Origin of the sequence: Nocardia sp. NPDC051911 (genome assembly GCF_040681035.1) — a bacterium.
GTDB classification, from domain to species: Bacteria; Actinomycetota; Actinomycetes; order Mycobacteriales; family Mycobacteriaceae; genus Nocardia; species Nocardia sichangensis.
The window spans coordinates 33,710-57,408 of record NZ_JBFAXY010000023.1 but is presented as its reverse complement, the minus strand read 5'-3'; the positions used below and the strand labels follow the sequence as shown (position 1 = coordinate 57,408).

Genomic DNA, 23,699 nt, shown 5'->3' with positions numbered 1-23,699 from the left:
CGCGAGCGTCGAAGGCGGCGTTGTCATGTAAGGCCACGGATGCGGCCGGCTCGGCTGGGCTCGCACGGTAACGAGGTATCCGTATCCGGCACCTCCTCGAGTTATCGAGCCACCGAGCGCGGCAGGTCGGAAAACCCCTGCGGCGAAGTCGAATTGCGATGGCTTCGAGACCAAGGCTAGGTAGTGACACCCCATGCTGTCAACGAAGCTTTAGCGCTTCGTGACGATATCTTATGAGCATTTCTGCTCGACAATAGTCATGCCGCTCAGAACATGTCGCTGGTCGGCGGAAGTTGCGCTATCCGCTACCTGGTGGAGTCCGAAAAGCGTGTTTGTGAGCGTCTTCGATCCTGCGGCGGCGGGACATTGATCATCCAGCTGGATTGCTGGTTGACAACGAAATTCGGCGAACGCGATACATCCGCCGCCACTTGACACTTGACGACTAAAATGTCGCATCGTGATACTCCGTGAGCATGCGTATGCAAGGCGCAGAATGGGAGGCGCGGAATGGCTGACTCGGGCTCGGACGAGCAGGTCGGCAACCTGGTCCGCAGGCTACGACTGGAGCGCGGTTACACCCAAGCGTCGCTCGCCACCAGAGCGGGCTGCTCCCGCAGCCTGATTCAGCAGATCGAGAACGGCAGCAGGATTCCGCCGCTGGCGCTGCGCGAACGTCTGAGTCTGGCGCTCGGCGCGGAGTTGCCGACCGATGGCAGCGCCGATCCCGCGACCGATCCGACCAGCAGCGCCTACTACGACCTGCGGATGCGATTCAACGTCCTGCTCGGCAAGGACCCTCAATTGGTCTCGCGCGCACTGAGTATCGCGCAGAGCCTGATCGATGCCTCCGGAGCGCGGGCGGAGATCGAGCCGCTGCGCCTGGTCGCCGATCGGCAATTGGAGCGCGCCGAGGAGATCCTCGCGCAGATTCCCTCGCGCAGCGCGACGGTATGGGAATGGAATACCGTCACCGACTGGCTGACGATCCTGGAGCAGGCCACCACGTCGGTGCGCGCGATTCACACCGCGGACCTGGGCACGATCGGCGGCGACGTCGGCGACGACTATCACGCGGCGATTCTGCGCCTGGCCGACACGACCCATCCACCGAAGATCGATGTACGGCGGATGTATGTGCTCGACGACATCTCGGACGTCTGGCCCTACGACGACAAACTGTGGAAGCAAGCCCGATCGGGCGTGGAAAGCGTGCTGGTCAAGCGCGAATATGCGCGCAACGCGCAGAGCATGCTCGTAGTCGATGATCGCTACGTCGCGGTGGGCGAGTACGACTACTCGCGTCAGGCTCGGGTCGCGACGCGCTTCTCCGCGCTGAAGCACGATGTCGCGTTCGCGGTCCGGCGGTTCGAGAAACTCTACGACCTCCGGCGCGCCGGTTCGGCCATCGTGGTGGACCAGATCGTCGCGCAGCCGCCGCTGGCGGAGTTCGAACGACTCACCGAGGGCAACTGCCGCAGCCTGTTCCGCGCCGCACTCCAGGAGAAATGGAACACCATGCCCGCACCGGGAGACTCTTCAGAAGGCGAGGTTCCGTGACTCAGAGCCAGGTGCTCACCGATCCGCTCGCCGACCTGGCGAGGCTGACCAATCGCTCCGAGGCCAGGAAACGTGAAGTGCGCGGCCACCTTTCGAGAGACACCTGGTTCGCCGGGACCGGTGGCCGCCGCTACTCGGGCGTCATCGACGCCTACCACGGCGAAACCGGCCGGGCTCCGGACGCGCATGCGGTCGCGGCGCTGGACCGGGCATGGCGCGAAAGCCTGCACATCGCACCCCCGGCGGACTACCTCGACGGCAGGCTCTACGACAAGCGGCAGCCGCTGATTCTGCGGGAACTCGCGGCCCGCAAGCTGTTCGAGCGCCTGTCGCATCCGGTGGAAGGGGTGCCCGGCGTCCGGGTGCGCCCGGAGGAGGTGATCGTCTGCCCGTACTCGAGCACGATGTTGCTCGAGGAGGCGGTGGCCACCCTCGCCAGGCCGGGCGGGGTGATCGTGTGCCCGGAGGGCTTCTACAAGAGTTCCAGCATCCACGTGGAGAAATTCGGCTTGCGAGTCGTCTCGTGCCCGGTGGCTCCGGACGACGCGTTCAAGATCGATCCGGCACGGCTGGCCCGCTGCCTCGCGGAACTGCGGGCGACGGGCGAACTGTGCGGCGTGCTGCTCACGCTGCCGGGCAACCCCGTCGTCGCGGATTACACGGCCACGGAGCTGGCGGAACTCGGGCGGGTGCTGCTCGACTGCGGTGTTCCGGTGATCTGCGACATGGCCTTCGACCGGCTGGTGGCCTCGCACATCCCGATCGCGGCACTGCACGTGGAGACCGAGCAGGGCATCCGGCGGCTGTACGACGTGGTGCTGACCATCACGGGGAACTCGAAGGGCTACAACGCCTTCGGCCCGTGCAAAATGGGTGCCGCCTGCACCGGCGACGGCGCGTGGCTGGCGCGGATCAGGGAACGGCTCACGATTTCGTTCCAGCGCGAGACCACCCATCTGGCCCGCGCCATCCTGGAGCACACCTCTGAGGACTATTTCGACCGCAATCACGTGCTGATGCGCGCGCAGATCGATCGGACATGCGGCCGGATCGCCGCGATCAACACCCGGCTGGGAACCGACGTGCTGCGACCGTTGGGCAACCCGGAAGGCATGTTCGTCTCGGTGGTTTTCGACCCCGCGCTGCTCGACAAGGCGGGTGTGCACACGAGTGCGCAGGTGGAGGACCTGTTGCTCGCCGTGGCCGGCGTCGACAGCGTCGCGCTGGACCGGACCGGCTCGCTGCGTCCCGGTGTCCGGTTGAACGTCCTCGCTCCACGTAAGGCGCCGCGACACGAGTCGCCCGCTTTGATCGAGGAACTGTTCGACCGGCTGGAGCAATTGATTCGCGACATCGTCGGCGGGCTCACCTATCGCGACGCGCTCGCCGATCGCGGCCTGACCGCTCTGGTGGCGGAGCCCGGGGCCGCGCGATGATCGTCGGAGTGCTGCGCGAGACCGCGTCGCGGGAGACTCGCGTGGCGCTCACCCCGGACGAGGTGCGCACGCTGTCGGCAGCGGGACTCCGCGTTCTCGTGCAGGAAGGCGCGGGACAAGGCGCGGGTTTCGCGGACGAGGACTACAGCGCGTCCGGGGCGGTCGTCCTCGAGGATCGCGCGGCGGTGTTCGAGCGCGCGGGCATCGTCGTCTGGGTGAAACCGCCCGCGTTCGAACTCGACTCGATGCCGCTGCGCGCGGGGACGACGCTGCTCGGCTTCCAGGATCCGCACCACCGGCGCGACGAGATCGACCGGTTGCGCCGCCGCGGCATCGAATCGGTCGCCTTCGACGCGGTGCCACGCGACGACACGACCACCGAGTTCGACGCGCTGTCCACCATGAGCCGGATCGCGGGCGCGGTGGGTTACGCCGAAGGCAGGCGGCTGCTCGCTCCCGGGCGGCTGGCCGGCCCGGTCCGTGCCTTCGTGCTGGGGTGCGGGGCCGCCGGTCTCGCCGCCATCGCGGCCGCGCGCACGTTCGGCGACGAGCGGCCGACGGCGGTCGGCAACCGCATCGAACAACGAGTGGCCGCGATCGGGGCGGGCGCGGGGAAATTCGTGCCGAACCGGGACGACAACGCGGCACTGCTGGACACGCTCGCCGCGACGCCGCCCGATCTGGTCGTCTGCACGGCCGTGCACCGCGGATCCCCGGCGCCTCGCCTGCTCGGACCGGCGGCGCTGGACCTGCTCGGCTCGGGAACCGTGATCGTCGACCTGGTGGCCAAGGCGGGCGGCAACTGCGTCGCGACCGTGCCGGACAAGACGGTCACCCTGCCCAACGGCGTCGTCGTCACGCATCGCTCCAACTATCCGGCGGATCGGCCGGGCTCGGCCAGCCGTGCGTACGGCGCCGCGACGGCGGCGATGGTGCTGCGAATAGCCGGGGAGCGCGGCGAAGTCCCTTGACGCTCGATGAGAACGTGTTCTAATTTTTGGCATGCGCAGATTTGACGGCCGCCGCGTGGTGGTGACGGGAGCGGGATCCGGCATCGGTCAGGGCATCGCCCTGCGGCTGCTGGACGAGGGGGCGCAGTTGGTCGCCGCCGACATCGACGCGGCGGGCCTGGCGGCCACCGCGGAGAAGGCGGGCGACGGCGCGGAACGACTGCGAACGGTAGCGGTCGACACCGCCGACCCGGAGTCGGTGCGCACCGCGACCGCAGCGGCGCTGGAGTTCCTCGGTGGACTGGACGTGCTGGTGAACGCGGCGGGCATCCTGCGGCCCGCGCGCACCCACGAGATGCCGCTCGAGGTGTGGGACCAGGTGATCCGGGTGAATCTCACCGGCACCTTCCTCATGACCCAGGCCGCGCTGCCCGCTCTGCTGGACACCGGACGCGGCGTGGTGGTCAACATCTCCTCTACCGCGGCCTTCAGCGCGGCGCCCTACCTCGCCTCCTACGCGGCGTCGAAGGGCGGCGTGAACGCCTTCACACACGCGATCGCCCTGGAGTACGCCAAGCAGGGTTTGCGCGCGGTGAACATCGTTCCGGCAGGCATCACCAGCGGTATCACGACGAAGTCCATCTTGGATCAGCCCGAGGGTTTCGATCCGCAGCTGTTCTCCCGGATGACCGGATGGCTCAACGGGGGAGCGCTGGGCAGCCCGGAGGACATCGCCGGGGTGGTCGCGATGGTCGCCTCCGACGACGGCAAATACATGACCGGCACCGAGATCCGGGTCGATGGCGGCGCGCTGATGTAGTCAGCGGGGCGTCGCCACCAGCAAATGGTGCGGAATCGGCGTGCTCGCGAGCCTCCGTTGCTCGACGGTGCAGCCCGCCTGTTCCAGCGCCGCGACCACCTCCGGGACCGGGCGCAGGGTGAACCCGTACGACGTGAACGGAAGCTTTGCCATCGCGTCCGGATCGCCGATGCCGATCACCAGACGGCCGCCCGGCCGGACCACCCTGGCGAGTTCGGCGCAGGCCGCAGCCAGGTCCGGCACGAAGTACACGGTGTTGACGGTGATCGCGGCATCGAGGCTGTCGTCCGGCAGCGGCAGCGCGGTGAGCGAGCCCTCCACCAGCCGCAGGCGACCGGCATCGATGTCGCTGCCATGACTCGAGCGCGCGCGTGCCAGCATGTCGGCGGAGATCTCCACGCCGTGCACGACGCCTCCCGCGCCGACCCGCTCGAGCAACCGGGAAAGCCCCGCTCCACCACCGAACCCGACGTCGGCCACGGTGCCGCCCGGCGCGACGGCGGCGGCCTCCACCGCCCCCGTAATGGCGGGCTTGTTGCTGCGATTGAGCACGAAGGCGACACCTTTGCCGAGCACGCCGTGGGGATTCCCGAGTTGACCGGCGAGTGTGGACAACAGACGGCCCCGAACCGAGTTCATGCGCGTCATCGTATCGGCCCCCGCTGTCCCGGGGGCGCGGCGAATACCCGAATACTGTTCTCTCCGGTATCCGTTCGGATACCGCGTTGCCCAGCGAAAGAGGACCGCGATGCGTCGGCCGATGACCCTCCTCGCCGCGTGCGTGCTGGCATTGCTGTCCGCTCAGCCCGCGTCGGCGGCCGGGCCATGGGGTCCGCTCGCGCCGCCGAATCCTTTCATCGGGCCGACCGGCACCGCCACCATGCACGGTGACGCGGGGTCCTCGGACGCGACACCGCTCGCCGGTCCGGACGCCCGCGCCGCAGCGATCGGCGCGTACCCGCTGGCCTCGGCGTGCCCCACCCTGCTGGAGGGATCGGACCGACTCGTGGTCGCCCTGTGCACCGCGATCGCGGGACAGACCCCGACGGTGCATTTGCTCGATCCGGCGGCGCCGGGCCTGTTGGCGCCATCGCTCGCCGCGCTGCCGTTGACCAAGGGCAGTCTGCTCGGCGGTGTGTACGCCTACCTCGATCGGGACGACCGTCTGGTGGTCGTGGACGGCACCGACCGGTTGCTCCGGGTGCGGCACGAGCGTGACGCGGCGGGAGCGTGGCGGCTGATCAGCGAAGAGTCCGCCGACCTCGGGTCGGTGATCCCGTCGGGAGACAACGTGACGGGACTCGTTCCGGACTGGTCGGGCAACGTGTGGTTCGCGACCGGCCGGGGAGTGGTCGGATTCGTCACCCCGGCCGGGCTGGTCACCGCGTTGACGCTGCCCGCGGGGGAGCAGGTGGCGAACAGCATCTCGGCGGCTCCGCGTGGACAGGTCGCGGTGGCGACGACGCACGCGCTGTACGAACTGCGCGTCGGCCCGTCCGGCGCTCCGGAGATCGCGTGGCGCGCGGCCTACGACCGGGGATCGGCGCGCAAGCCGGGACAGCTCAGCTGGGGCACCGGGTCGACGCCCACCTACTTCGGTCCCGAGACCGGTGCGGACTATCTGACCATCGTCGACAACGCCGACGGGCAGGTGCATGCCTTGGTATTCCGTTCCGGAACAGGCGAATTGATGTGCACAGTTCCGGTGCTCGGCGAAGGTGGGGCCGGCAGCGAGAATTCACCCGTCGGCATCGGCCGCTCGATCTTCGTGGCGAGCACATACGGCTACCCGTATCCGGCGCTGCCCGAAGGGGCGGGGCCCGCGTCGCCGCCGAACGCTCCTTTTACCGGGGGGATGACGCGAGTCGACGTCTCCGCTGACGGATGCCTCGTGATGTGGGAGAACAAGGTTCGGAGTGCCGCCGTTCCGCGGCTGTCCACCGCCGACGGCGCGCTCTACACGGTCGCTCGCGTCGGTTCCGATCACGCCACGCCCGTGGACGGGTACGCGTTCACCGTTCTCGACCCCGAAACCGGTGCGGTCACCGCATCGCATCCGCTGCCCGGCGCCATCGTCGACGATCCGCTGGAGACCGCACCGTTGATCACACACGACGGCCGTCTGTTGCAAGGCACGGTCACCGGGATACTGCGCGTCGGTTGAGCCCCCTATCACCTTCAAGGTGATTCAGGTCACTTTCGCGGAGTGATTCGAGTCGCGGACTGCCGTCGCGGCGGTCCGGTTCGGGCGTTGGAGTGCGGCATGGCCGTGCGTCGACGGTGACGCGGGTCACTCCAAGTCGGGTGTCACGGCGTCGATTTCGCGCGACTCGACACTCGGTAACGGCAGGTGAGGCGAAGATCACATGCCTCGTTATGGTTGCGGCTCCGGTGCTGAATCGGGCGTGCCGAGTGGGTGAACTGAACCCTTTTCACTCCCTGGTTAATGCGGAGCCTGTCGGGGAACTGTCCGGTCTTCCCGGCGTGCCGCTATGTCTTTACCCGGTTTATTACCGCGTAAACAAACTTCTGGTCTCTTTCCATTGGGCGGTGACCAGCAACTGTCCTTTCGTGCAAATGAACGTGCAGGTGGGAAGGGGTGTCAGCAACCATGGAGGGGTCTATTGAAACGCTCCGCTAACGCCCGAGGCGAGTTCCGATTCATTGCCGTGACGTATTCCCCGTGACTATTCCGGCGGAGTCGCCGGAGCGGTGCCCGGTCGCCGAAATCATGGTCGCCCTAGTCGCATGCGGTTAGCTGGCACGGGGCGAAAAGGTGCTGCCGCAAGGGTTTGCTGGGGTGCTGCTTTATACGCTTGACCTCGACAGGCAGGGTTGCGTAGGGATAACGGTTGTGTAGAGTTGACGGTAACGCTGGCCGCAGCTAGAGCAGCGACTCGCTGCGGCCAGCGGAACTCAAATGGGGGACTTCCGAACCGATCTGGCGCCGCTTAGCTGCCGATTGTCCCAGTCACTTCACCCAGCGTGTGCTGAATGTTGGCTGCGTCACAGTGGTCAGATGATCGCCCGATGACTCGGCACCCGGCTTCGCCTGCTCCGTGACCGCGCGGCGTCCCACCCCGAACACGTACACCAGGAACAACGCCTCGGCAGTGAATCCGATCGCGATGCGAATCGGTGTGGGCAACGGGCTCGGCGTCACGAAACCTTCGATGAAGCCACAGATCAGCAACACTCCCACCAGGCCGAGCGCTACGGTCGCGGTCGCCCGGCCCTGCCTGGCCACCGCCTCCACCCGGCTGAGCCGACCCGGATCGATCAGCGTCCAACCGAGTTTCAGGCCGACGCCGCCCGCGACGAATACCGCGGTCAGCTCCAGCGTGCCGTGCGGAAGGATGAAGCCGAAGAACGAATCCAGCCGCCCCGCATCAGCCATCAGGCCCGCGCTGACACCCAGGTTGAGCGCGTTCATGAACAGCAGGTAGACCGCGGGCAGGATCAAGACGCCGGTGAACAAGGCGATCGCCGTCACCCATGCGTTGTTCGTCCATACCTGCGCGGCGAAGGCCTCCTGCGGATGCTCCGAGTAGTACGTCTCGAACGCGCCGCCCGGCGCGGTGAGGCTCCTTGTGTCCTCGGGAATTCCGAGCACCTCGCGGGCCGAATCGAACCGGTCCACCCAGACTGCCAACCCGGCCGACACCGACAGGAACACCGCGGCGACGCCGACCCACCACGGCCATGCCCGATAGAGCGCCGCCGGGAAACGGTGACTGAAGAACCGTCCGATCTCCTGCCAAGTGTCGGCTCGCGTGCCCAGCACCCGGCCGCGCGCACGTGCCAGCAGCGCGCTCAGCCCGGCGATCAGCTCCGGGTCCGGGCTGTGTGACTGCAGCCGCGCCAGCTGCTGGGAGGTGCGGCGGTAGAGCATGACGAGTTCGTCCGCCTCCGCGCCGGTGAGCTTGCTCCGGGTGGACAGGTAGTCGAGCCGGTCCCACGCCCTGCGGTGCGCCAGGCTGTATGCGTCCACGTCCATTCGGTTGCCTCCCACTCCCGCCGGTCGCAAGAATGCTATCGACATGGCTGAGTTCACCACCGGCGAAGCAGTGGCCCTGGAACTGCCGATCGCCCGCATCCCCACCAGGGCCACCGCGTTCCTGATCGACGTGCTGGCCCAGTGCACGCTCGGGTTCGTGCTGTTGTTCGCGATCGTCACGTTGCTGCTGCCCGCGGGCGTCGACTCGGCCTGGTTGGACGTGGTCGCACTGGTGACCATCGTGACCGTGCTGGTCGGGTACCCCGTGACCTGTGAGACCGCTTGGCGGGGACGAACACTGGGCAAGCTGATGCTCGGGCTGCGGGTGGTGCGCGAGGACGGCGGGCCGATCGATTTCCGGCACGCGCTCACCCGCGGCCTGGCGGGCGCGATCGTCGATTTCTGGATGCTGGGCGGGTTCGGCGCCATCGCGGTGCTCACCTCGATGTGCTCGCCGCATGCGCGGCGGGTCGGTGACGTGCTCGCCGGCACCGTGGTCGTGCACGCGCAGCGCCCGCTGCCGCCGCCCGCGCTCGCGATCGCGCCGCCGTGGCTGACCGGCTGGAGCGCGCAGCTCGAGCTGTCCGGACTACCGGAAGATCTGGCGCTGGCGGTGCGGCAGTACCTGACCCGCTTGCGCACCCTGACGCCCGCGGCGCAACACCGGCTGGGGACGGCGCTCGTTGCCGAGGTGTGCGGCCGGCTGCGCGTCGCGCCACCGGCCGGTTGTCCGCCGTCGCAGATTCTCGGCGCGGTCATCGCCGAACGGCAGCGCCGAGTGCTGCCGTGGCCGCTGTACCCGGTCTTCCCGCCGCGCGCCGGTCAGCCGTTCGCCGCCACGTAGTCGTCGATCTCGCGCAGATAGGCGTCCTGCCGTGCGGGCGTGATCCACGAGGCACGGAAGGAGTTCCGGGCCAACTCGACCACCTGCTCGGTCCCGAGACCACCTTGCTCGGCGAGCGCGAGGTAGTTGTCGGCAACGTAGGCGGCGAAGTACGCGGGGTCGTCGCTGTTGACCGTCACCGTCAGCCCACGGCTCAGTAGACCGACGATCTCCTCGGCTTTCATCTGCGCCGTGACGAAGGAGTTCGACACCGGACAGCAGGTGAGCGCGATCCCCTTGGACCCGGCCAGTTCGACCAGACGGTCGTCCTCCACGATGTTGGTGCCGTGGTCGATGCGGTCGACGGCGATGTCCTCCAGCGCCTGGCGGATGTGCTCGATCGAATCCGGCTGGTCGATGTCGCAGTGCATCGTCAGCAGGAACCCTTCCGCGCGGGCGCGCTCGAAGACGGCGGCGAACTTGCTCGGCGGGTTGCCCCGCTCGTCGGAATCCAGCCCCACACCGAGGATCCAGCTCTTGTACGGCAGCGCTTCCAGCAGCGTCGCCATGGCGTACTCCGCGGAATGGTCGCGCAGGAAGCACAAAATCAGTTCGGCGGATATCCCCAGCTCCCGCCGCGCCCGTGCGATCGCCGACCGGTATCCGCTGATCACCGTGGGGAACGGGACTCCGCGCCCGGTGTGCGCCTGCGGATCGAAGAACAACTCGGCGTGACGCACGCCTTGGCCGTGCGCTCGGCGCAGATAGTCGAAGGCGAGGTCGTGGAAGTCCTCCGGGCGCTGTAGCACGCGCATCGCGGGGTAGTAGACCTGGAGGAATGACGTCAGGTCATGGAATCGGTAGGTCTGCTTGACCTCTTCCACGCTCTTCTCCGGCAGCTCGATGCCGTTGCGCCGGGCGAGGCGGAACTTCAGCTCCGGCTCCAGCGTCCCTTCCAGATGCAGGTGCAGTTCCGCTTTGGGCAATCCGCGGACGAAGGCGGCGAGATCTGAGGCCATGGGGTCATGATCCTCCTCGGCGGGCGCGCGAGGACGCGCTTCGACGAGACCGCGGCGCCCGGCGGAAAAGACTCAAAGGGCTCCGGATTGTTTCAGCTCCAGATATTCGTCCGCCAGGGCCTCCGGCAGTCGTTCCGGAGACGCCGCGACGACCGCGATCCCGGTGCGCCGCAGCGATTCCTGGACCAGCGCGCGTTCGGCGAGCACGGATTCGGCCGCGGCCGCGGCGTACAGGTCGGACAGGTTGTCGCGCCGGGTGGCCGCCGCGGCGACATCGGGGTCGGTCACCGAGACGATGAGCACGCGGTGCCGTTGCGCCAGGACCGGCAGCACGGGCAACAGGTTCTCCTCCACCGCGGCGCCGTCCAAGCTGGTGAACCAGACGACCAGGCTGCGCCTGCGAGTGCGCTGAATGGCCGCTCGCACCAGTCCGGCGCTGTCGGTGTCGACGAGGGCGGGAGTGATTCCGGCCATCGCGTGCATCAACTTCAGCTGGAGACCCTTTCCGCCGACACCTCGGACCTCGGCGCGCGCTCGGCGGTCGAAGGCGAGCAGGTCGACCGAATCCCCCGCGGCGGCGGCGAGACCGCCGAGCAGCAGGGCCGCCTCGATGCTCGCGTCCAAGCGCGTACCGTCACCGACCCGGCCCGCGCTGACCCGGCCGGTGTCCAGCAGCATCAGCACGTGCCGGTTGCGCTCCGGCCGCCAGGTGCGGACCAGGACGTCGGTGGCGCGGGCGGTGGCGCGCCAGTCGATCGCGCGCACGTCGTCACCGGCGACGTACTCGCGGAACGAGTCGAATTCGGTGCCCTGCCCGCGCAGGTTGGCCAGATTGCGGCCGTCGAGGTGCTGCAACCTTTTGACTTTCGACCGCAGCAGCCGTTCGGCGCGGAACGCGGGCAGCGCCCGCACCCGGGCGGGCACGTCCCGCCTCGTCTGCCTGCCCGCCAGTCCGAGCGGGCCGATCAGTCGCACCGTGATCCGGCCCGCGACCCGATCGCCGCGGTAGGTGGGCGTGAGCACGGTGCGGAAACGGACCTTGGTACCAGGGGCGAGATCCAGTACGTGCGCGCCGTTCTCGGCGCGTGCGCTGTCGGGCCAGTCGTCCCACACCGTCCCGCGCAGCCTGCGGGCTCCGGTGTTGACCGCGACGAGTTCCACCTCGGCGGAGCGGCCGAGCCGCACCGTGGTCAATGCCTCGCGGGACAGCGACAGGTCGCGCGCCCGCCCCCCAGCGCCGAGATCGACGAGCAGCCCGGCGGCCAGGACGCAGGTCACCACGACCACGCCGACCACCGAGGGCAGGACCAGGGTGACGAACAGGGCCGCCACGCCTGCCGCGGCGGCCAGCCGACCGGTGACGACCATCGGCTACACCGGGACCGGGACCGAGAGCAGCAGCGACGACAGCACGCCTTCGGCGGTCACACCGTCCAGTTCGGCCTCCGGGCGCAGGTGCAGGCGGTGCCGCAGCACGGCGACGGCGACGATCTTCACATCGTCCGGCGTGACGAACCCGCGCCCGTTGAGCCAGGCGAACGCGCGGGCGGCCGCCATCAGGGCGGTCGCGCCACGGGTCGACGCGCCGTGCTGTACAGCGGGCGAGATGCGGGTGGCCCGGCACACGTCGACGGTGTAGGCGAGCACCTCGGGGCTGATCGTGGTCTGCGCGATCGCGGTGCGGGCGGCGGCGATGTGCGCCGGGCCCGCGACCGGACGCAGTCCCGCGGCGGTGAGGTCGCGCGGATCGAAACCCGAGGCGTGGCGTTGCAGGATGCGGAATTCGTCGTCGCGACCGGGCAGGTGGATGTCCACCTTGAACAGGAACCGGTCCAGCTGCGCCTCCGGCAGCGGATAGGTGCCCTCCTGTTCGATCGGATTCTGGGTGGCGACGACGACGAACGGATCGGGCAGCGGCCGTGGTTTCCCGTCCACCGAGACCTGGCGCTCCTCCATCGACTCGAGCAGGGCCGACTGGGTCTTCGGCGGCGTGCGGTTGATCTCGTCGGCGAGCAGCAGGTTGGTGAACACCGGGCCGTGCCGGAAGGTGAACTCGGCGGAGTGCGGATCGTAGATCTGCGACCCGGTGACGTCGCCGGGCATCAGGTCGGGGGTGAACTGCACCCGCGCGTGCTCCAGGTCCAGCGCCGTGGCCAGCGCCCGCACCAGCAGCGTCTTGGCCACCCCCGGCACGCCTTCGAGCAGGACGTGGCCGCGGCACAGCAGCGCGAGCACCAGGTACATGACCGCGTTGTCGTTGCCGACCACCGCCTTGCCGATCTCGGCGCGCAGAGCATGGAACGCGGCGCTCGCCTGCTCGGCCGTCGGGGTGGTCTCGGTGCTGGTCATTCCATCTCCTGTGGTTCGCGGGCGTTCCCGCGGGCGGTGAGCCGGGCGAGGACCGGGCGAGGGCTTCTCATCCGACCTCCGATTCGATCCATTCGAGCTGAGCGGCGACCACCCGGAGGGTCTCGGGATCGGGAACCGGGCCGAACAGGGCGGCGCCGATCTGGGCCGGGTCGGCGCCGACGCGCGCGGCGATCACGGCGACGATCCGGTCCGGCGGGGTGTCGGCCGTGATGCCGAGAGGGGTGCGGATGCGGCGCAGCGCGGCCGCCCGCAGCTTTCCGGCGACGTGATCGTGATCCTTCGAGCGGCGATACAGCGCGGCCTGGCCGCCGAGCAGTTCGTTCGCGGCCACTTCGACGGGGCGGGGTTCGCGCACCAGAGCGCCCCGTCTGCGGGCACGCCACCACACCACCAGCGCGGCGGCGATCAGGAACTGCACGCCGCCGTAGAAGACCGGTGCGGGCAGCCGGTCCCAGATCGCGTCGTCACCCGCCCCGAAGCCGGGGCGGTCCGGCGGAGGGACGTCGGGCAGATCCGGCGGCGGTTGCGGCGGCGGGGCGGTAGGCGCGATCGGCGCGCCGCAGGACTGCGCGACGCCGTAGACCAGCAGCAACAACGCGGCCGTCGCGGCGAGCACCGCCCAGAACCTGGGATCGCGCACCAGGTTCGGCAGCGGCGGCAGTTTTCGCCTGGTGCGCGGCTCCTGCTCGACCGCCTCGATCTCGACCGGTTCCGGTGCGGGGGGCGGCGCGGACCCGGAGAACCGGTCGGCGTATTCCAGCCTGCGATATTCGTCCTCGGTGGCGCGGCGTCCGCCGTAGACCACCTCGTCGAAGCTTCGTGCGGCGGGCTGGAACTCGGTGGCGGTCTCGAGCGGCAACGCGGTCGTCACGTCGTCGGCGGTCTCCCGCGCGGTCCGCGACCGCCGCACCTCCAGCACACCGCCTTGTTCCAGGCCGCGCAGCACGGCGCGGAAACGTTCCCGCAGGGCGCGGTCGAAATCCCGCTTCGCGGCGGCTGTTTCGGCGGCGGCGCGATGATCGGCGGCGGCGCCGAGCCGCGGGGTGCCGGGCGCGGGGTCGGCCGTTCGCGGCTCCATCGGCACGGGATCGCTCATCGCGCCTCCCGCCTCGGAATGCGAATGTCCAAACCCTCTCTGCGGCAGCGGCGATCGACGTAGCACACCACCCGCGACGAAGCCTCGACCACTTCGCCGAATGCCGTCAGCAGCAGCACCGCCGACGTGGTCAGCACGATCACCGGCCACCGGTGCGTGCCGGAGAAGTCCGAGACGAACAGCGGGATGCCGAGCAGTGGGATGGCGAGCAGCGTGAACAGGGCCCGCTGGGCGATCCAGAGCCCGGTGGTCGGCCACTCCGCGCCTTCGGCGAGCAGTTTCGCGCGCGCGACGCCGTCGCGATGCGACGTGCGTTCGACCAACAGCACCGGCACCGCGACCCAGCGGCGGGCGCGCAGCCGGCCCAGCCAGATCGCCGCGAGCGGCAGCGTCACGATCAGCAGGCCGCCCACCGCGAGCACGCCGACGCCCACCATGGTGAACAGCAGTTGGAAGACCAGCAACGGACCGAGCGTCCCACCGAATCGGCGCAGCGCGGTCCGTCGGCCGATCGGGGTTCCGTCGACGGTCGCGAGCCCCAGGGCCACGGTCGTGCCGCGTAACGCGAACCGCAGCAGCCACGCGCAGGCCGCGGTGGACAGGATCGCCGCCCACGCGGTGCCGGGGTCGGAGCCGTCGGTGAGCGCGGAGGCGCCCGCGGTCACCGCGACGACCACGGCTTCGGCGAGCAGCAAGCCCGTCGCGCTCAACCCGGCCAGGGCGCGGATGTTCGCCTGGATCAGCGCGAACGGCACATCGAGCAGTTCGCGGAAACTCAGCGGTCGGATCGGCACCGTCGCTCCAGGAGACCCCGGTACCGGATCTGTTCCCGCCCCGACGGCGCCGGCCGGTTCGGCGGCTGGCAGCACGGGCCGAGTCTAACCGTCAGCGCCGCAGTAAGCGGTCCACCACGTGCCGGTAGCGAACGGGATCGATGGGCGGAAGACCGAGCAGCGCGCGCAGGTACACGCCGTCGCCGACCAGTCGGATGAGGTCGGCCTGAACCGGGTCGGCGACCTCCTCGTCCAGACCGTCCGACCAGGAATTCATCAGGTCCACCAACGCCTGCTGCACCTCGTCCGGCTCGGGCGTGGCGTCGATGGTGCGCATGGTCGCGAGCATGGACCGGTAGAGTTCCAGCTCCACCGCCTCCGCCTCGACGGCCGGGTTCGGCGTCTGCAGGTACCACTCGGCTACCGAGCCGCCTTTGGCGACCGAGTTGTCCAACTGCTGGCCCGCACGGTCGGCCAGTCTGCGGACCAAGCCCGCGAGCAGCGCGTCCTTGCTCTTGAAGTGATAGAGCAAGCCGCCTTTGGAAACGCCCGCGGTGGCCGCGACATTCTCCAGAGTCACGTGCGACATGCCTTTCTCCAGGAGCAAGGTCTCGAGCGCATCCAGGATTCGGTCGCGGGTGTCAGCCGTCACCCGGTTGACTATACCGTCCGGACGGTTATGTGAGTACTATACCGTCTGGACGGTAAGAAACAGACGACGGAAGTCGAGAAAGTCATGACCACCCAGACCGCGCAACCCGCCGAACGATCGACCAACGCCCCACCTCGAGCGGGGACACGCGAGTGGGTGGGGTTGTCCGTGCTGGCGCTCGCGCTACTGCTGCTGGCCGTCGACGCGACGGTGCTCGATCTGGCCGTGCCCGCGATCAGCGCCGATCTCGCGCCGACCACACCGCAACTGCTGTGGATCATCGACGTCTACTCGTTCGTGCTCGCCGGATTGCTCGTCGTCATGGGCAACCTCGGCGACCGGATCGGGCGGCGCAAATTGCTGCTGCTCGGCGCGGCGGGATTCGGTGTCGCATCGATACTCGCGGCGTGGTCCCTGACGCCGGAAATGCTCATCGCGGCGCGCGTACTGCAGGGTGTCGCCGGTGCGACGCTGATGCCCGCGACACTGGCACTGATCAGGTCGATGTTCCTCGATCCGCGGCAGCGAACCGTCGCGATCGCGGTGTGGAGCGCGATGGCGGGCGGTGGCGCCGCGGCGGGACCGCTGCTGGGCGGCTGGCTGCTCGAGCACTACTGGTGGGGTTCGGTCTTCCTGGTGAACCTGCCGGTCATGCTGGTGCTGATCGGGCTCGGTCCGCTGCTGATCCCGGAGTCGCGTGATCCGCGGCCCGGTCGTTTCGACCTGCTCAGCGCCGTGCTGTCGATGCTCGCGCTGGTGCCGGTGGTGTACGCGGTGAAGGAATTCGCGGCGCACGGGCCGAGTGTCCGGGTCGCGGTGATCAGTCTGATCGGCCTGCTTGCCGGGGCGTGGTTCGTGCGCAGGCAGCGACGATTGGAGCAACCGATGCTGGACCTGGCGCTGTTCGCGCTGCCGAAGTTCCGTACGGCGGTGCTGACCAATCTGCTCGCGGTGTTCGCGCTGGCCGGTGTGCTCTTCTTCGGCTCGCAGTACCTCCAGTTGGTGCTGGGACGCTCCCCACTGCAAGCGGGATTGCTGTTGCTGCCCGGTTTGTCGGCCGGGATGATCGCCTCGCTCGCCGCGGCCTGGCTGGTGCGGCGGCTGCGGCCGGGCACGGTGCTGGGCGGCGCGCTGATCACGGCGGCGGTGGGCGCGGCGCTGTTCGGCCTGCTCGGCCCCGACGCGGCCACCAGTACCACGCCGTTCGTACTCGGTTTCCTGTTCATCGGGGCAGGCGTGGGCGTCGCGCTCACCGTGTCCTCCGACCTGGTGGTCGGCTCGGCGCCGCCGGAGCGCGCGGGCGCGGCCGCCGCCGTGTCGGAGACCGCGTACGAGACCGGCGTCGCGCTGGGCGTCGCGATCCTCGGCAGCGTGGTCATGGCGATCTTCCGCGACGGTCTCGATCCGACGCACGTGCCGGGCGACCGGATGGCTGCCGCCTCGGAATCCCTGGGCGCCGCCACGGCTTTCGCACGTGAATTGCCGGAGGCCGCCGGGCGCGCGTTCCTCGCCTCGGTGCACGAGTCCTTCGTCTCGGGCATCCACTTCGCGGCCCTCGGTACCACCGCGATCTTGTTGATCGCGGCCGCGGTGGCGTTCCGTTTGCGCCATGCGCGCGGGTGATTTCGCGGGCCGGATTGCGCGGCGCTGCCCACGCCGGTGTTCGAGGCCGCGGCCGACCCGCCGGCTGCGGAACCACCACTGCCCGGTCGGCGGCGGTGAGCCCGCTGAAGACGATCATGAGGGTTCACCGCGCGACATCGGACCGACTGCGGTGCCGATCAAGCCGGCCGTCGCCGTGATGCGCGGGATGCGCTGCGCCCATGCAATACCCGGACCTGGGTGTCGGGCGCGTCCGCTCGTGTGAAGTCGAGGTAGTCGCTGCGTTCGAATCGCACAACATTTGGTTGTGGATCATCGCTGATTCGGTTGTTTGATCACACCTCCGCGCCTTGCTTTGATCCATGGCGGTCAACAGTGAGTTGTGCGATCGAGAGGTGCGAAGCTTGGGGACCGGACGATCTCTCGGTCGGCAGTTCGGATGGTTGTGGGCGGCCTACGCGGTCAGCGCCTACGGGTCGGGTCTTGGGTTCGGTGCGTTGCCGCTGATCGCCGTGCTGGTGCTGCACGCAGGCACCGGACAAGTGTCCGCGCTGTCGGCGGTGGGGCCGGCGGTGGGCGCGCTGATCGCGTTGCCGCTCGGGCCGTGGGTGGAATATCGCCGCAAGCGACCGGTGATGATCGCGATGGACCTCACCCGGTTCGCGGTCATGACGACGATCCCGCTCGCCTATGCCTTCGGCCGACTCGGTTTCGTCCAGCTGCTGGTCGTCTCGGCCGTGGTCGCCGCGGCCAAGATCGCCTTCAACGCGGCGAGCGGCGCCTATCTCAAAGCCCTTGCGCGGCCCGAGGACCTGCTCGTGGCCAACGCGCGATTCGAGTCGACGACGTGGAGTTCCACCGCCGTAGGGCCGCCGCTGGGCGGAGCGGCGATCGGTTTGTTCGGGCCGGTCACCACCGTGGTGGCCGACGCGCTGAGTTACCTGCTCTCCGCGCTGGCGGTCATGGCGATTCGCGGCAGGGAAGAACCTCCGCGGCGGACCGGCAAGCCCCGGCTGCGGGCCGGTGAGTTGCTCGAAGGCTGGCGGTACCTGCTGGCTCATCCGGGATTACGGGCGCTTTACCTCAACCAGCTGCTCGTGGGCGGACTGATCATGGCCACCGAGCCGCTCCTGGCCGTACTGCTGCTCCGCGAGCTCGGATTCCCACCCTGGCAGTACGGCCTCGCCTTCGCCGCCCCCTGCGTCGGCGGACTCATCGGCTCACGCCTTGCCGGCCGTGTCGTGGAGCGATACGGCAGGCACCGGGTCCTGCGCACCGTCGGCACGCTGCGCGCGATCTGGCTGATCGGCCTCGCGTTCGTCCAGCCCGGTGTCGCAGGCCTCGCGACAGTGATCGCTGTCGAGCTCGCGATCATCATCAGCATGAGCCTGTACAACCCGGTACTGGCCACCTATCGACTCGAGCACACACCCGAAGACCGCGTCGCCCGCACCCTGTCGGCCTGGTCGATCAGCAGCAGCGCTTCCATCGCAGTGCTCAGCGCGCTCGGCGGACTGCTCGCCGACGTGACCAGCCCGCGCACGGCTATCACGGTCGCGGGACTGCTGATCCTCGTCAGCCCGCTGCTGCTACCCCGTCGCCAGGAATCCGCACCTGCACCCGACCTTGCGGTGGCGACAACCCTTCAACCACAAACGGCAAGCGTTTCGCAGGAAGCCAGGCAAAATTCATGACTGTCACCGCACTCGACCCGTCCAGCGCGCTGGTCCTCGTCGACTTGCAGAACGCCCTCATCGACGCGCCGACCGTCCCCTATACCGGTCGAGAAGTGGTCGCCCGGGCGGTCGAGCTGGCCCGTGCTTTCCACGAGCACAGCGCCCCGGTCGTCCTGGTGCGGGTGACGGCCCGTGCGGACGGAGCGGATGCCGCTCCAGGTCGCAGCGACATCTCGAGCCCACCAGGTTCATTGCCCGACGGCTGGGATGTCATCGTCGACGACCTCGCCGGTCACCCTGACGACATCACGGTGACCAAGCGCACTTGGGGTGCCTTCCACGGAACCGACCTCGATCTGCAACTGCGCCGCCGCCGCGTCACACAGATCGTGCTGGCCGGGCTCACCACCAGCATCGGCGTGGAGTCGACCGCTCGCGCCGCCTTCGAACACGGCTACCACGTCACGCTCGCGACGGACGCCATGGCCGATCTGAACGTGGAGGCGCACCGCAACAGCATCGAACGGATCTTCCCCCTCCTCGGCGAAACCGGTTGCACCGCCGAGATCGTCGAAAATCTTGCCAAGACCCGCGCCTGACCCCGGCAGAAGGTGGATCCGGCCTCGGTGGTGGCGCCGGCCGCAGCTCAGCTCGTCCCGATGCAAGGTCGGGCCGTGTCCGGCGATCGAGTGCGGAGTCGGGGCGCGCGAACAGCGGGCGGTAGCGAGGAGCGTCAGGCCGGGCGGGCGAGCCGGGTCGGCGCGAGGCGGCCGCGAAGGGTGACGGATTCACCGAGCCGCCAGTGTCCGGCTTCGGACTCGGCGGACGCCGCGACGGTTGCGCCGGAGGCGAGCAGCAGGCCCTGCTGCTTGGCGAGTTCGCACAGGCGAGCCGCTTCGTTGACGGCGTCGCCGATGACGGTGAACTCGTAGCGCTGATGCGCGCCGACATTGCCCGCGACCACCCGGCCCGCGGCCACGCCGATGGCCGCGACGAAATCGGTCGCGGTGCTGTCGAGCCGAGCCAGGATCGCGCGGGCGGTGGCCAGCGCCGCGCCCGGGGCGTCGGCCAGCGGAGCGGGCGTGCCGAAGACGGCCAGGGCCGCGTCACCCTCGAACTTGTTGACCAGCCCGCCGTGGTGTTCCACCTCGTCGACCACGATGCCGAAGAACCGATTGAGAATGGCGACCATCTCCGGCGCGGGAATGGTCGCGGCCATGGTCGTCGAGCCGACGATGTCGATGAACAGGGCCGCGGCGTCGGTCTCCACACCGCCGAGCGCCGGGTCGCCCGCCAACGCGGCCGCGGCGACCTCACGGCCGACATGCCTGCCGAACAGGTCCCTGATCTGCTCGCGCTCGCGCAGTCCCTCCACCATGTGGTTGAAACCGCTCTGCAGCTCACCCAGCTCGGTGCCGTCGTAAACGGCCAGCGCGACATCGAGATCGCCATCCTCCACCTGACGCATCGCGCGGCGCACGCCGAGGATGGGCGCGACGGTCGCGGCCAAGGTCTGCGTCATCAGCAGGAGACCGAAGACCAGTGTCGCGCCGCCGAGCGACAGCACGCAGACCGCCAGTCGCGCCTTGGTGACGTCATCCATCGTGAGCGCCAGCACCGCGAGCACCATCATTCCGGCCACCGGCACGCCGGAGCCGACCACCCAGACGACGAGCGAGCGTCCGAAGACGCCGATGCCGCGGCGCCGACCGGAATCCGCGGCTTCCAGCACCCGGGCGGTGACGGGCCGCAGCGCGAACTCGATGATCAGGTAGCTGTTCGCGCACACCACGATGGCACTGATCGCGATGCCGAAGGCCACCTTCGGGATCAGTTGCGGTTCGGCCAGCCCGTACAGCGTGGTCAGCAACACGAGCCCGCCGAACCACAGCAGCGCTTGGTCGCGCACCAGCCTGCGCGGCACCGCCGTGGCCGCGGCCATCTCCTCCTCGGTCGGCACGCGGTCCGGATCGGTGGCCCACCGCAGCGCGCGCAATTCGCGGGTGGTGCCCCACCACAGGCCGAGCAACAGCGCGCAGGTCGCGTACAGCGGTGCGGCGAGCACGTCGAGCAGCAGGAGATCCCGGGTGAACACCGACGGGCCCGGCAAGACGAAGCCGACCAGGACGATCGACACGACCATGCCCGTCAGATTGCCCAACAGCGTGGGCACGGTGAGCAACAGCTGGACGCGAATGCGTCGTAGCCCCGACGACTCCTCGGCGGACCCGAGCAATCGCGACCCCCACGGCGCCGCGGCGAGCGTCACCTCCCTGTGTTGCATGGGTGCAGCGTAAGCCGCGGAGCGCCCCAGCGCCGTAGGCCGCACTCGGCCGGATCCGGCGCCGGGTGGGCCGTGGGTGGCAGTGGTGCGGTCAGCGACCCGGCGGCAGTTCGCGGCGGCCGGGCTCGGGGAGTTCGGGGCGGTGGTGGCCCGGCAGTTCGTCACGGTGGGCGCCGGTGGGCAGACCGTAGCCGGCTGCGCCGGTGGGCGGAAGCGAGGAATAGCGCGGGGCGTGCGGCGCGGAGTACGCGGCGTCCACGACGGTGGCGGCGATGTGCTGGGCATGCGCGATCTCGGGCGCGCCGGGCGGCAACTGGTAGCCGACCGCCTGCGGATGCGAGGTCTGGCCGTCGACGGTGACCTTGCGGGTGCGCCGCAGCGTGAAGGTGATCTCCTCGACCTCCTCGAACGCCTGCCGCGCCGTGCGCAACGGATGCGTGGCCGTATCGATCGCGTTGGCGACGAAGGACGGAACGAGCGGCCGGATGAAACGCGCCGCGGTGTCGGTGAACGGGACCGTGCCGATCAGCGGCAGCTCGAGACCGCCGCCACTCGGCGCTGCCGGTGCGGATGCGACGGCGGGCACCTGCGGGTGCACGCCGGTGGGCGCGGGTAGGTTCGGCGTCGCCTCGTCGGGCATGGCGCTGTCCTTTCGGTCGTCCGCCGTGGCGGCGGGAAGTTCGGGGCGGCGCGGCGGCTCGGTGATGCCGATCTCGATGCCGCCGATGGCCGCGATGATGCGGGTGCGCTGCCGTTCCCGATCGATGGCGGTGTCCGCCTCGACGGCGAGGCGGGCGGCGGTGAGCTGCTGCTCGGCGCGCAGGGTCTCGGCCTCGGCGCGTACCTCGGCCTGTTTGACCGCGATCACCGCGTCGGCTTCCCGCTCGGCGCGGTCGTGCACGGTGCGCGCCGCGTTGTGCCGGTCGAACGAGGTCTCGCCACGCCACCAGCGCAGCACCAGCGGCAGCAGCGCGAAGGCGACGAACGCCAGGATGGTGAGAATGCGCAGCGGCAGCGCGTCGTGCACGGTGTAGTCGTTCATCGCCTGCCAGCGCGCGCCGAGCCCACGGTCGGCGTCGTCGAAGGCGGCGGTGCGCGCGGCCGACAGGGCGGCCTGGTCGGCGTCGATCCGGCGATCGGCCGCGTCCACTCGGTCCTGCGCGGTGGCGAGATGCTTGCGGGCGTCGTCGAGCATGGCGTTGGCCGTCTGCGCTTCCGGCCCACGGCCCGGCACGCCGGTGATCCTGGTCCGCGGGCACTCCGGGGTCGGATTGAATTCGCAGCGTGCGATCACCAGGGCGTGGTCGATATCGTTCTGGGCCATCGCGATCGCCTGTTCGAGCGCGGCCCGGTCGGCTTTCGCCCGGTCCAGTTCCGCCTGCGCCGCGACGACCCGCGGCGCGGAATCGAGCGAGCGCTGCGCCTTCTCCGCCAGCACCCGGTCGACGGACCCGCTGAACAGCACGATCGCGGCCAGTTCCGCGAGTAGCCCACCGGCCAGCACGGCGACCGCGATGCGCGCGACCAGCCCGAGCCGATCCGGTCCGCCGCTCGGCCGCGCGGTCGCCAGTGCCCTGGCGAGCGCGCCGGTGAGCGCGGCGACCACGATGCCCGAGGCCAGCGCGGCCGACCACGGCCACGCCGAGGCCGCGGCCAGGGCGGCGACCACACCGGAGATCGTGGCGAACAACAGCACCACAGCACCGGTGACGGCGTATCCGGCACGCTCGTGACGATCGCTGATCGCGCTGGTCCGGCCGCCGCCGAGCCAGGTGAACAAGCCGGTGACGGTCATCGGAATGCACATCCTCTACGTCCCAGGCGCTTTCACGGGCGCGACGAAACTGTCACGGATTCGTTGTGACAGCGTGACAGGCTCGCCCGGTTCGCAGCGAGCAGGGACGGTCGGATGTGGTAAGGCTCACAGATCATCCGGTGCTTCGTATCCGGGGTGGGCGATTCCAGGAGGTCACAACGTGCGCGGAGTCTGGTTGACGCTCTTGGCGGCGGCGCTGACTTGGCCGGTCAGCGCGGGGGCCGCTCCGGCCGACCGGTCGCTCGACCGGCTGGTCGCCCTCGTGGTCGAGCGCTTGGACACCGCCGACGCGGTGGCCGCCGCGAAGTGGTCGACCGCGGGTGAGCCCGGCATCGAGCCGACCATCGACGATCCGGTCCGTGAGGCGGAGGTCTACGAGGTCATGATCCGGCTCGGCCACGACCGTGAGCTGTCGGAGAACTGGGTGCGGCAGGTTTTCCTCGGGCAGATCGAGGCCAGTAAGACGGTGCAGCGGGGGCTGATGACGAGGTGGCGCTTCGACCCGGCCGCGGCGCCCACCGCGCCGGTGGGACTCGACTCGGTGCGCCCGGTCATCGACCGGGTGAACGTCGAGATCCTCGATCAGCTCGCCGGGCACCGAGCGGAGCTGACCGCGCCGGATTGCGCGGAACAGTTGGCGCGCAGCGTCTTCGGCGTGGTCGTCGCGGACCGCGCCGATGTCCTGCACCGAGCGGCGCTGGTGCGGGCCGCCGTGTCGCTCTGCGCGGCGTAGGCCGCGGCCGGGCCCGCCGGGCGACCTCGCGCGGAAAGATGTGTCCAACACCACTTCTTGATATTTGCTGGATATGTGCTGAACCCCACAGT

The 23,699-nt window shown here is 69.5% G+C and carries 20 protein-coding genes; 10 read left to right on the top strand and 10 right to left on the bottom strand.

The genetic code is table 11. The annotated features are described in order from the left end of the window. The first annotated feature begins 510 nt into the window (after positions 1 to 510). The 4 genes from AB0L97_RS25835 to AB0L97_RS25820 are packed head-to-tail and all read left to right on the top strand — an operon-like array spanning position 511 to position 4,766. The gene (locus tag AB0L97_RS25835) at positions 511 to 1,560 is read left to right on the top strand and encodes a helix-turn-helix transcriptional regulator (RefSeq protein WP_355073368.1); all 1,050 of its coding nucleotides are present in this window, start codon (positions 511 to 513) and stop codon (positions 1,558 to 1,560) included. Continuing rightward, complete coding sequence (locus AB0L97_RS25830) at positions 1,557 to 2,996, top strand: pyridoxal phosphate-dependent aminotransferase (protein WP_364434121.1); 1,440 nt, start codon at positions 1,557 to 1,559, stop codon at positions 2,994 to 2,996. Before AB0L97_RS25835 ends, AB0L97_RS25830 begins: the two co-directional genes overlap by 4 nt. Continuing rightward, entirely contained in the window at positions 2,993 to 3,967 is a 975-nt protein-coding gene (locus AB0L97_RS25825; RefSeq protein ID WP_364434118.1) for a hypothetical protein, read from the top strand. Before AB0L97_RS25830 ends, AB0L97_RS25825 begins: the two co-directional genes overlap by 4 nt. A gap of 31 nt (positions 3,968 to 3,998) precedes the next feature. Continuing rightward, positions 3,999 to 4,766 carry an SDR family NAD(P)-dependent oxidoreductase gene (locus AB0L97_RS25820; RefSeq protein ID WP_356963256.1) on the top strand — a complete coding sequence of 256 codons (768 nt, stop codon included), beginning with the start codon at positions 3,999 to 4,001 and terminating at the stop codon, positions 4,764 to 4,766. Here AB0L97_RS25820 and AB0L97_RS25815 read toward each other — a convergent pair whose 3' ends face one another. Next, a complete protein-coding gene (locus AB0L97_RS25815) occupies positions 4,767 to 5,405 on the bottom strand; it encodes a methyltransferase domain-containing protein (RefSeq protein ID WP_364434114.1) in 639 nt (212 codons plus the stop codon). It lies immediately after the preceding gene. A 109-nt stretch (positions 5,406 to 5,514) separates the two neighbouring features. Here AB0L97_RS25815 and AB0L97_RS25810 point away from each other — a divergent pair, with 109 nt between their 5' ends. Continuing rightward, positions 5,515 to 6,930, top strand: a complete 1,416-nt coding sequence (locus AB0L97_RS25810) for a hypothetical protein (protein WP_364434111.1) — start codon at positions 5,515 to 5,517, stop codon at positions 6,928 to 6,930. An 807-nt stretch (positions 6,931 to 7,737) separates the two neighbouring features. Here the strand turns inward: AB0L97_RS25810 and AB0L97_RS25805 are convergent. Further along, on the bottom strand, positions 7,738 to 8,763 hold the full coding sequence (locus AB0L97_RS25805; protein ID WP_364434108.1) for a stage II sporulation protein M: 1,026 nt from the start codon (positions 8,761 to 8,763) through the stop codon (positions 7,738 to 7,740). Between the two features lie 43 nt (positions 8,764 to 8,806). On the opposite strand from AB0L97_RS25805, the gene AB0L97_RS25800 reads away from it, so the two are divergent. Beyond that, entirely contained in the window at positions 8,807 to 9,607 is an 801-nt protein-coding gene (locus AB0L97_RS25800; protein WP_364434106.1) for an RDD family protein, read from the top strand. Here AB0L97_RS25800 and add read toward each other — a convergent pair. From add to AB0L97_RS25770, 6 genes are all read right to left on the bottom strand, one after another. After that, complete coding sequence (gene add / locus AB0L97_RS25795) at positions 9,586 to 10,605, bottom strand: adenosine deaminase (RefSeq protein ID WP_364434103.1); 1,020 nt, start codon at positions 10,603 to 10,605, stop codon at positions 9,586 to 9,588. The genes AB0L97_RS25800 and add overlap by 22 nt on opposite strands. A 72-nt stretch (positions 10,606 to 10,677) precedes the next feature. Further along, positions 10,678 to 11,973 (bottom strand): DUF58 domain-containing protein, encoded by a 1,296-nt coding sequence (locus AB0L97_RS25790; RefSeq protein ID WP_364434100.1) that lies wholly within the window; start codon positions 11,971 to 11,973, stop codon positions 10,678 to 10,680. Positions 11,974 to 11,976: 3 nt separating this feature from the next. Next, positions 11,977 to 12,954: a MoxR family ATPase gene (locus AB0L97_RS25785; RefSeq protein ID WP_364434097.1), complete on the bottom strand. Its 978-nt coding sequence runs from the start codon at positions 12,952 to 12,954 to the stop codon at positions 11,977 to 11,979. Between the two features lie 67 nt (positions 12,955 to 13,021). After that, positions 13,022 to 14,071, bottom strand: coding sequence for a DUF4129 domain-containing protein (locus AB0L97_RS25780; RefSeq protein ID WP_364434094.1), 1,050 nt, complete (start codon positions 14,069 to 14,071; stop codon positions 13,022 to 13,024). Continuing rightward, positions 14,068 to 14,865, bottom strand: coding sequence for a hypothetical protein (locus AB0L97_RS25775; protein WP_364434091.1), 798 nt, complete (start codon positions 14,863 to 14,865; stop codon positions 14,068 to 14,070). Before AB0L97_RS25775 ends, AB0L97_RS25780 begins: the two co-directional genes overlap by 4 nt. Before the next feature lie 91 nt (positions 14,866 to 14,956). Continuing rightward, positions 14,957 to 15,496, bottom strand: a complete 540-nt coding sequence (locus AB0L97_RS25770; RefSeq protein ID WP_355073346.1) for a TetR/AcrR family transcriptional regulator — start codon at positions 15,494 to 15,496, stop codon at positions 14,957 to 14,959. An 84-nt stretch (positions 15,497 to 15,580) separates the two neighbouring features. On the opposite strand from AB0L97_RS25770, the gene AB0L97_RS25765 reads away from it, so the two are divergent. The 3 genes from AB0L97_RS25765 to AB0L97_RS25755 all read left to right on the top strand — a co-directional run bounded on the left by AB0L97_RS25765 (position 15,581) and on the right by AB0L97_RS25755 (position 19,373). Continuing rightward, positions 15,581 to 17,119, top strand: coding sequence for an MFS transporter (locus tag AB0L97_RS25765; RefSeq protein ID WP_364434087.1), 1,539 nt, complete (start codon positions 15,581 to 15,583; stop codon positions 17,117 to 17,119). Positions 17,120 to 17,502: 383 nt separating this feature from the next. Next, positions 17,503 to 18,792, top strand: a complete 1,290-nt coding sequence (locus AB0L97_RS25760) for an MFS transporter (protein WP_364434084.1) — start codon at positions 17,503 to 17,505, stop codon at positions 18,790 to 18,792. After that, entirely contained in the window at positions 18,789 to 19,373 is a 585-nt protein-coding gene (locus AB0L97_RS25755; RefSeq protein ID WP_364434081.1) for an isochorismatase family protein, read from the top strand. The genes AB0L97_RS25760 and AB0L97_RS25755 overlap by 4 nt, the downstream gene beginning before the upstream one ends. A 134-nt stretch (positions 19,374 to 19,507) precedes the next feature. Here the strand turns inward: AB0L97_RS25755 and AB0L97_RS25750 are convergent, their stop codons facing one another. Further along, positions 19,508 to 21,058, bottom strand: coding sequence for an adenylate/guanylate cyclase domain-containing protein (locus AB0L97_RS25750; protein WP_364434078.1), 1,551 nt, complete (start codon positions 21,056 to 21,058; stop codon positions 19,508 to 19,510). Between the two features lie 91 nt (positions 21,059 to 21,149). After that, the gene (locus AB0L97_RS25745) at positions 21,150 to 22,853 is read right to left on the bottom strand and encodes a DUF4407 domain-containing protein (RefSeq protein WP_355073337.1); all 1,704 of its coding nucleotides are present in this window, start codon (positions 22,851 to 22,853) and stop codon (positions 21,150 to 21,152) included. A gap of 181 nt (positions 22,854 to 23,034) precedes the next feature. Between AB0L97_RS25745 and aroQ the strand changes: the two genes are divergently transcribed. Continuing rightward, a complete protein-coding gene (gene aroQ, locus AB0L97_RS25740; RefSeq protein WP_364434074.1) occupies positions 23,035 to 23,607 on the top strand; it encodes a gamma subclass chorismate mutase AroQ in 573 nt (190 codons plus the stop codon). Positions 23,608 to 23,699: the final 92 nt, after the last annotated feature.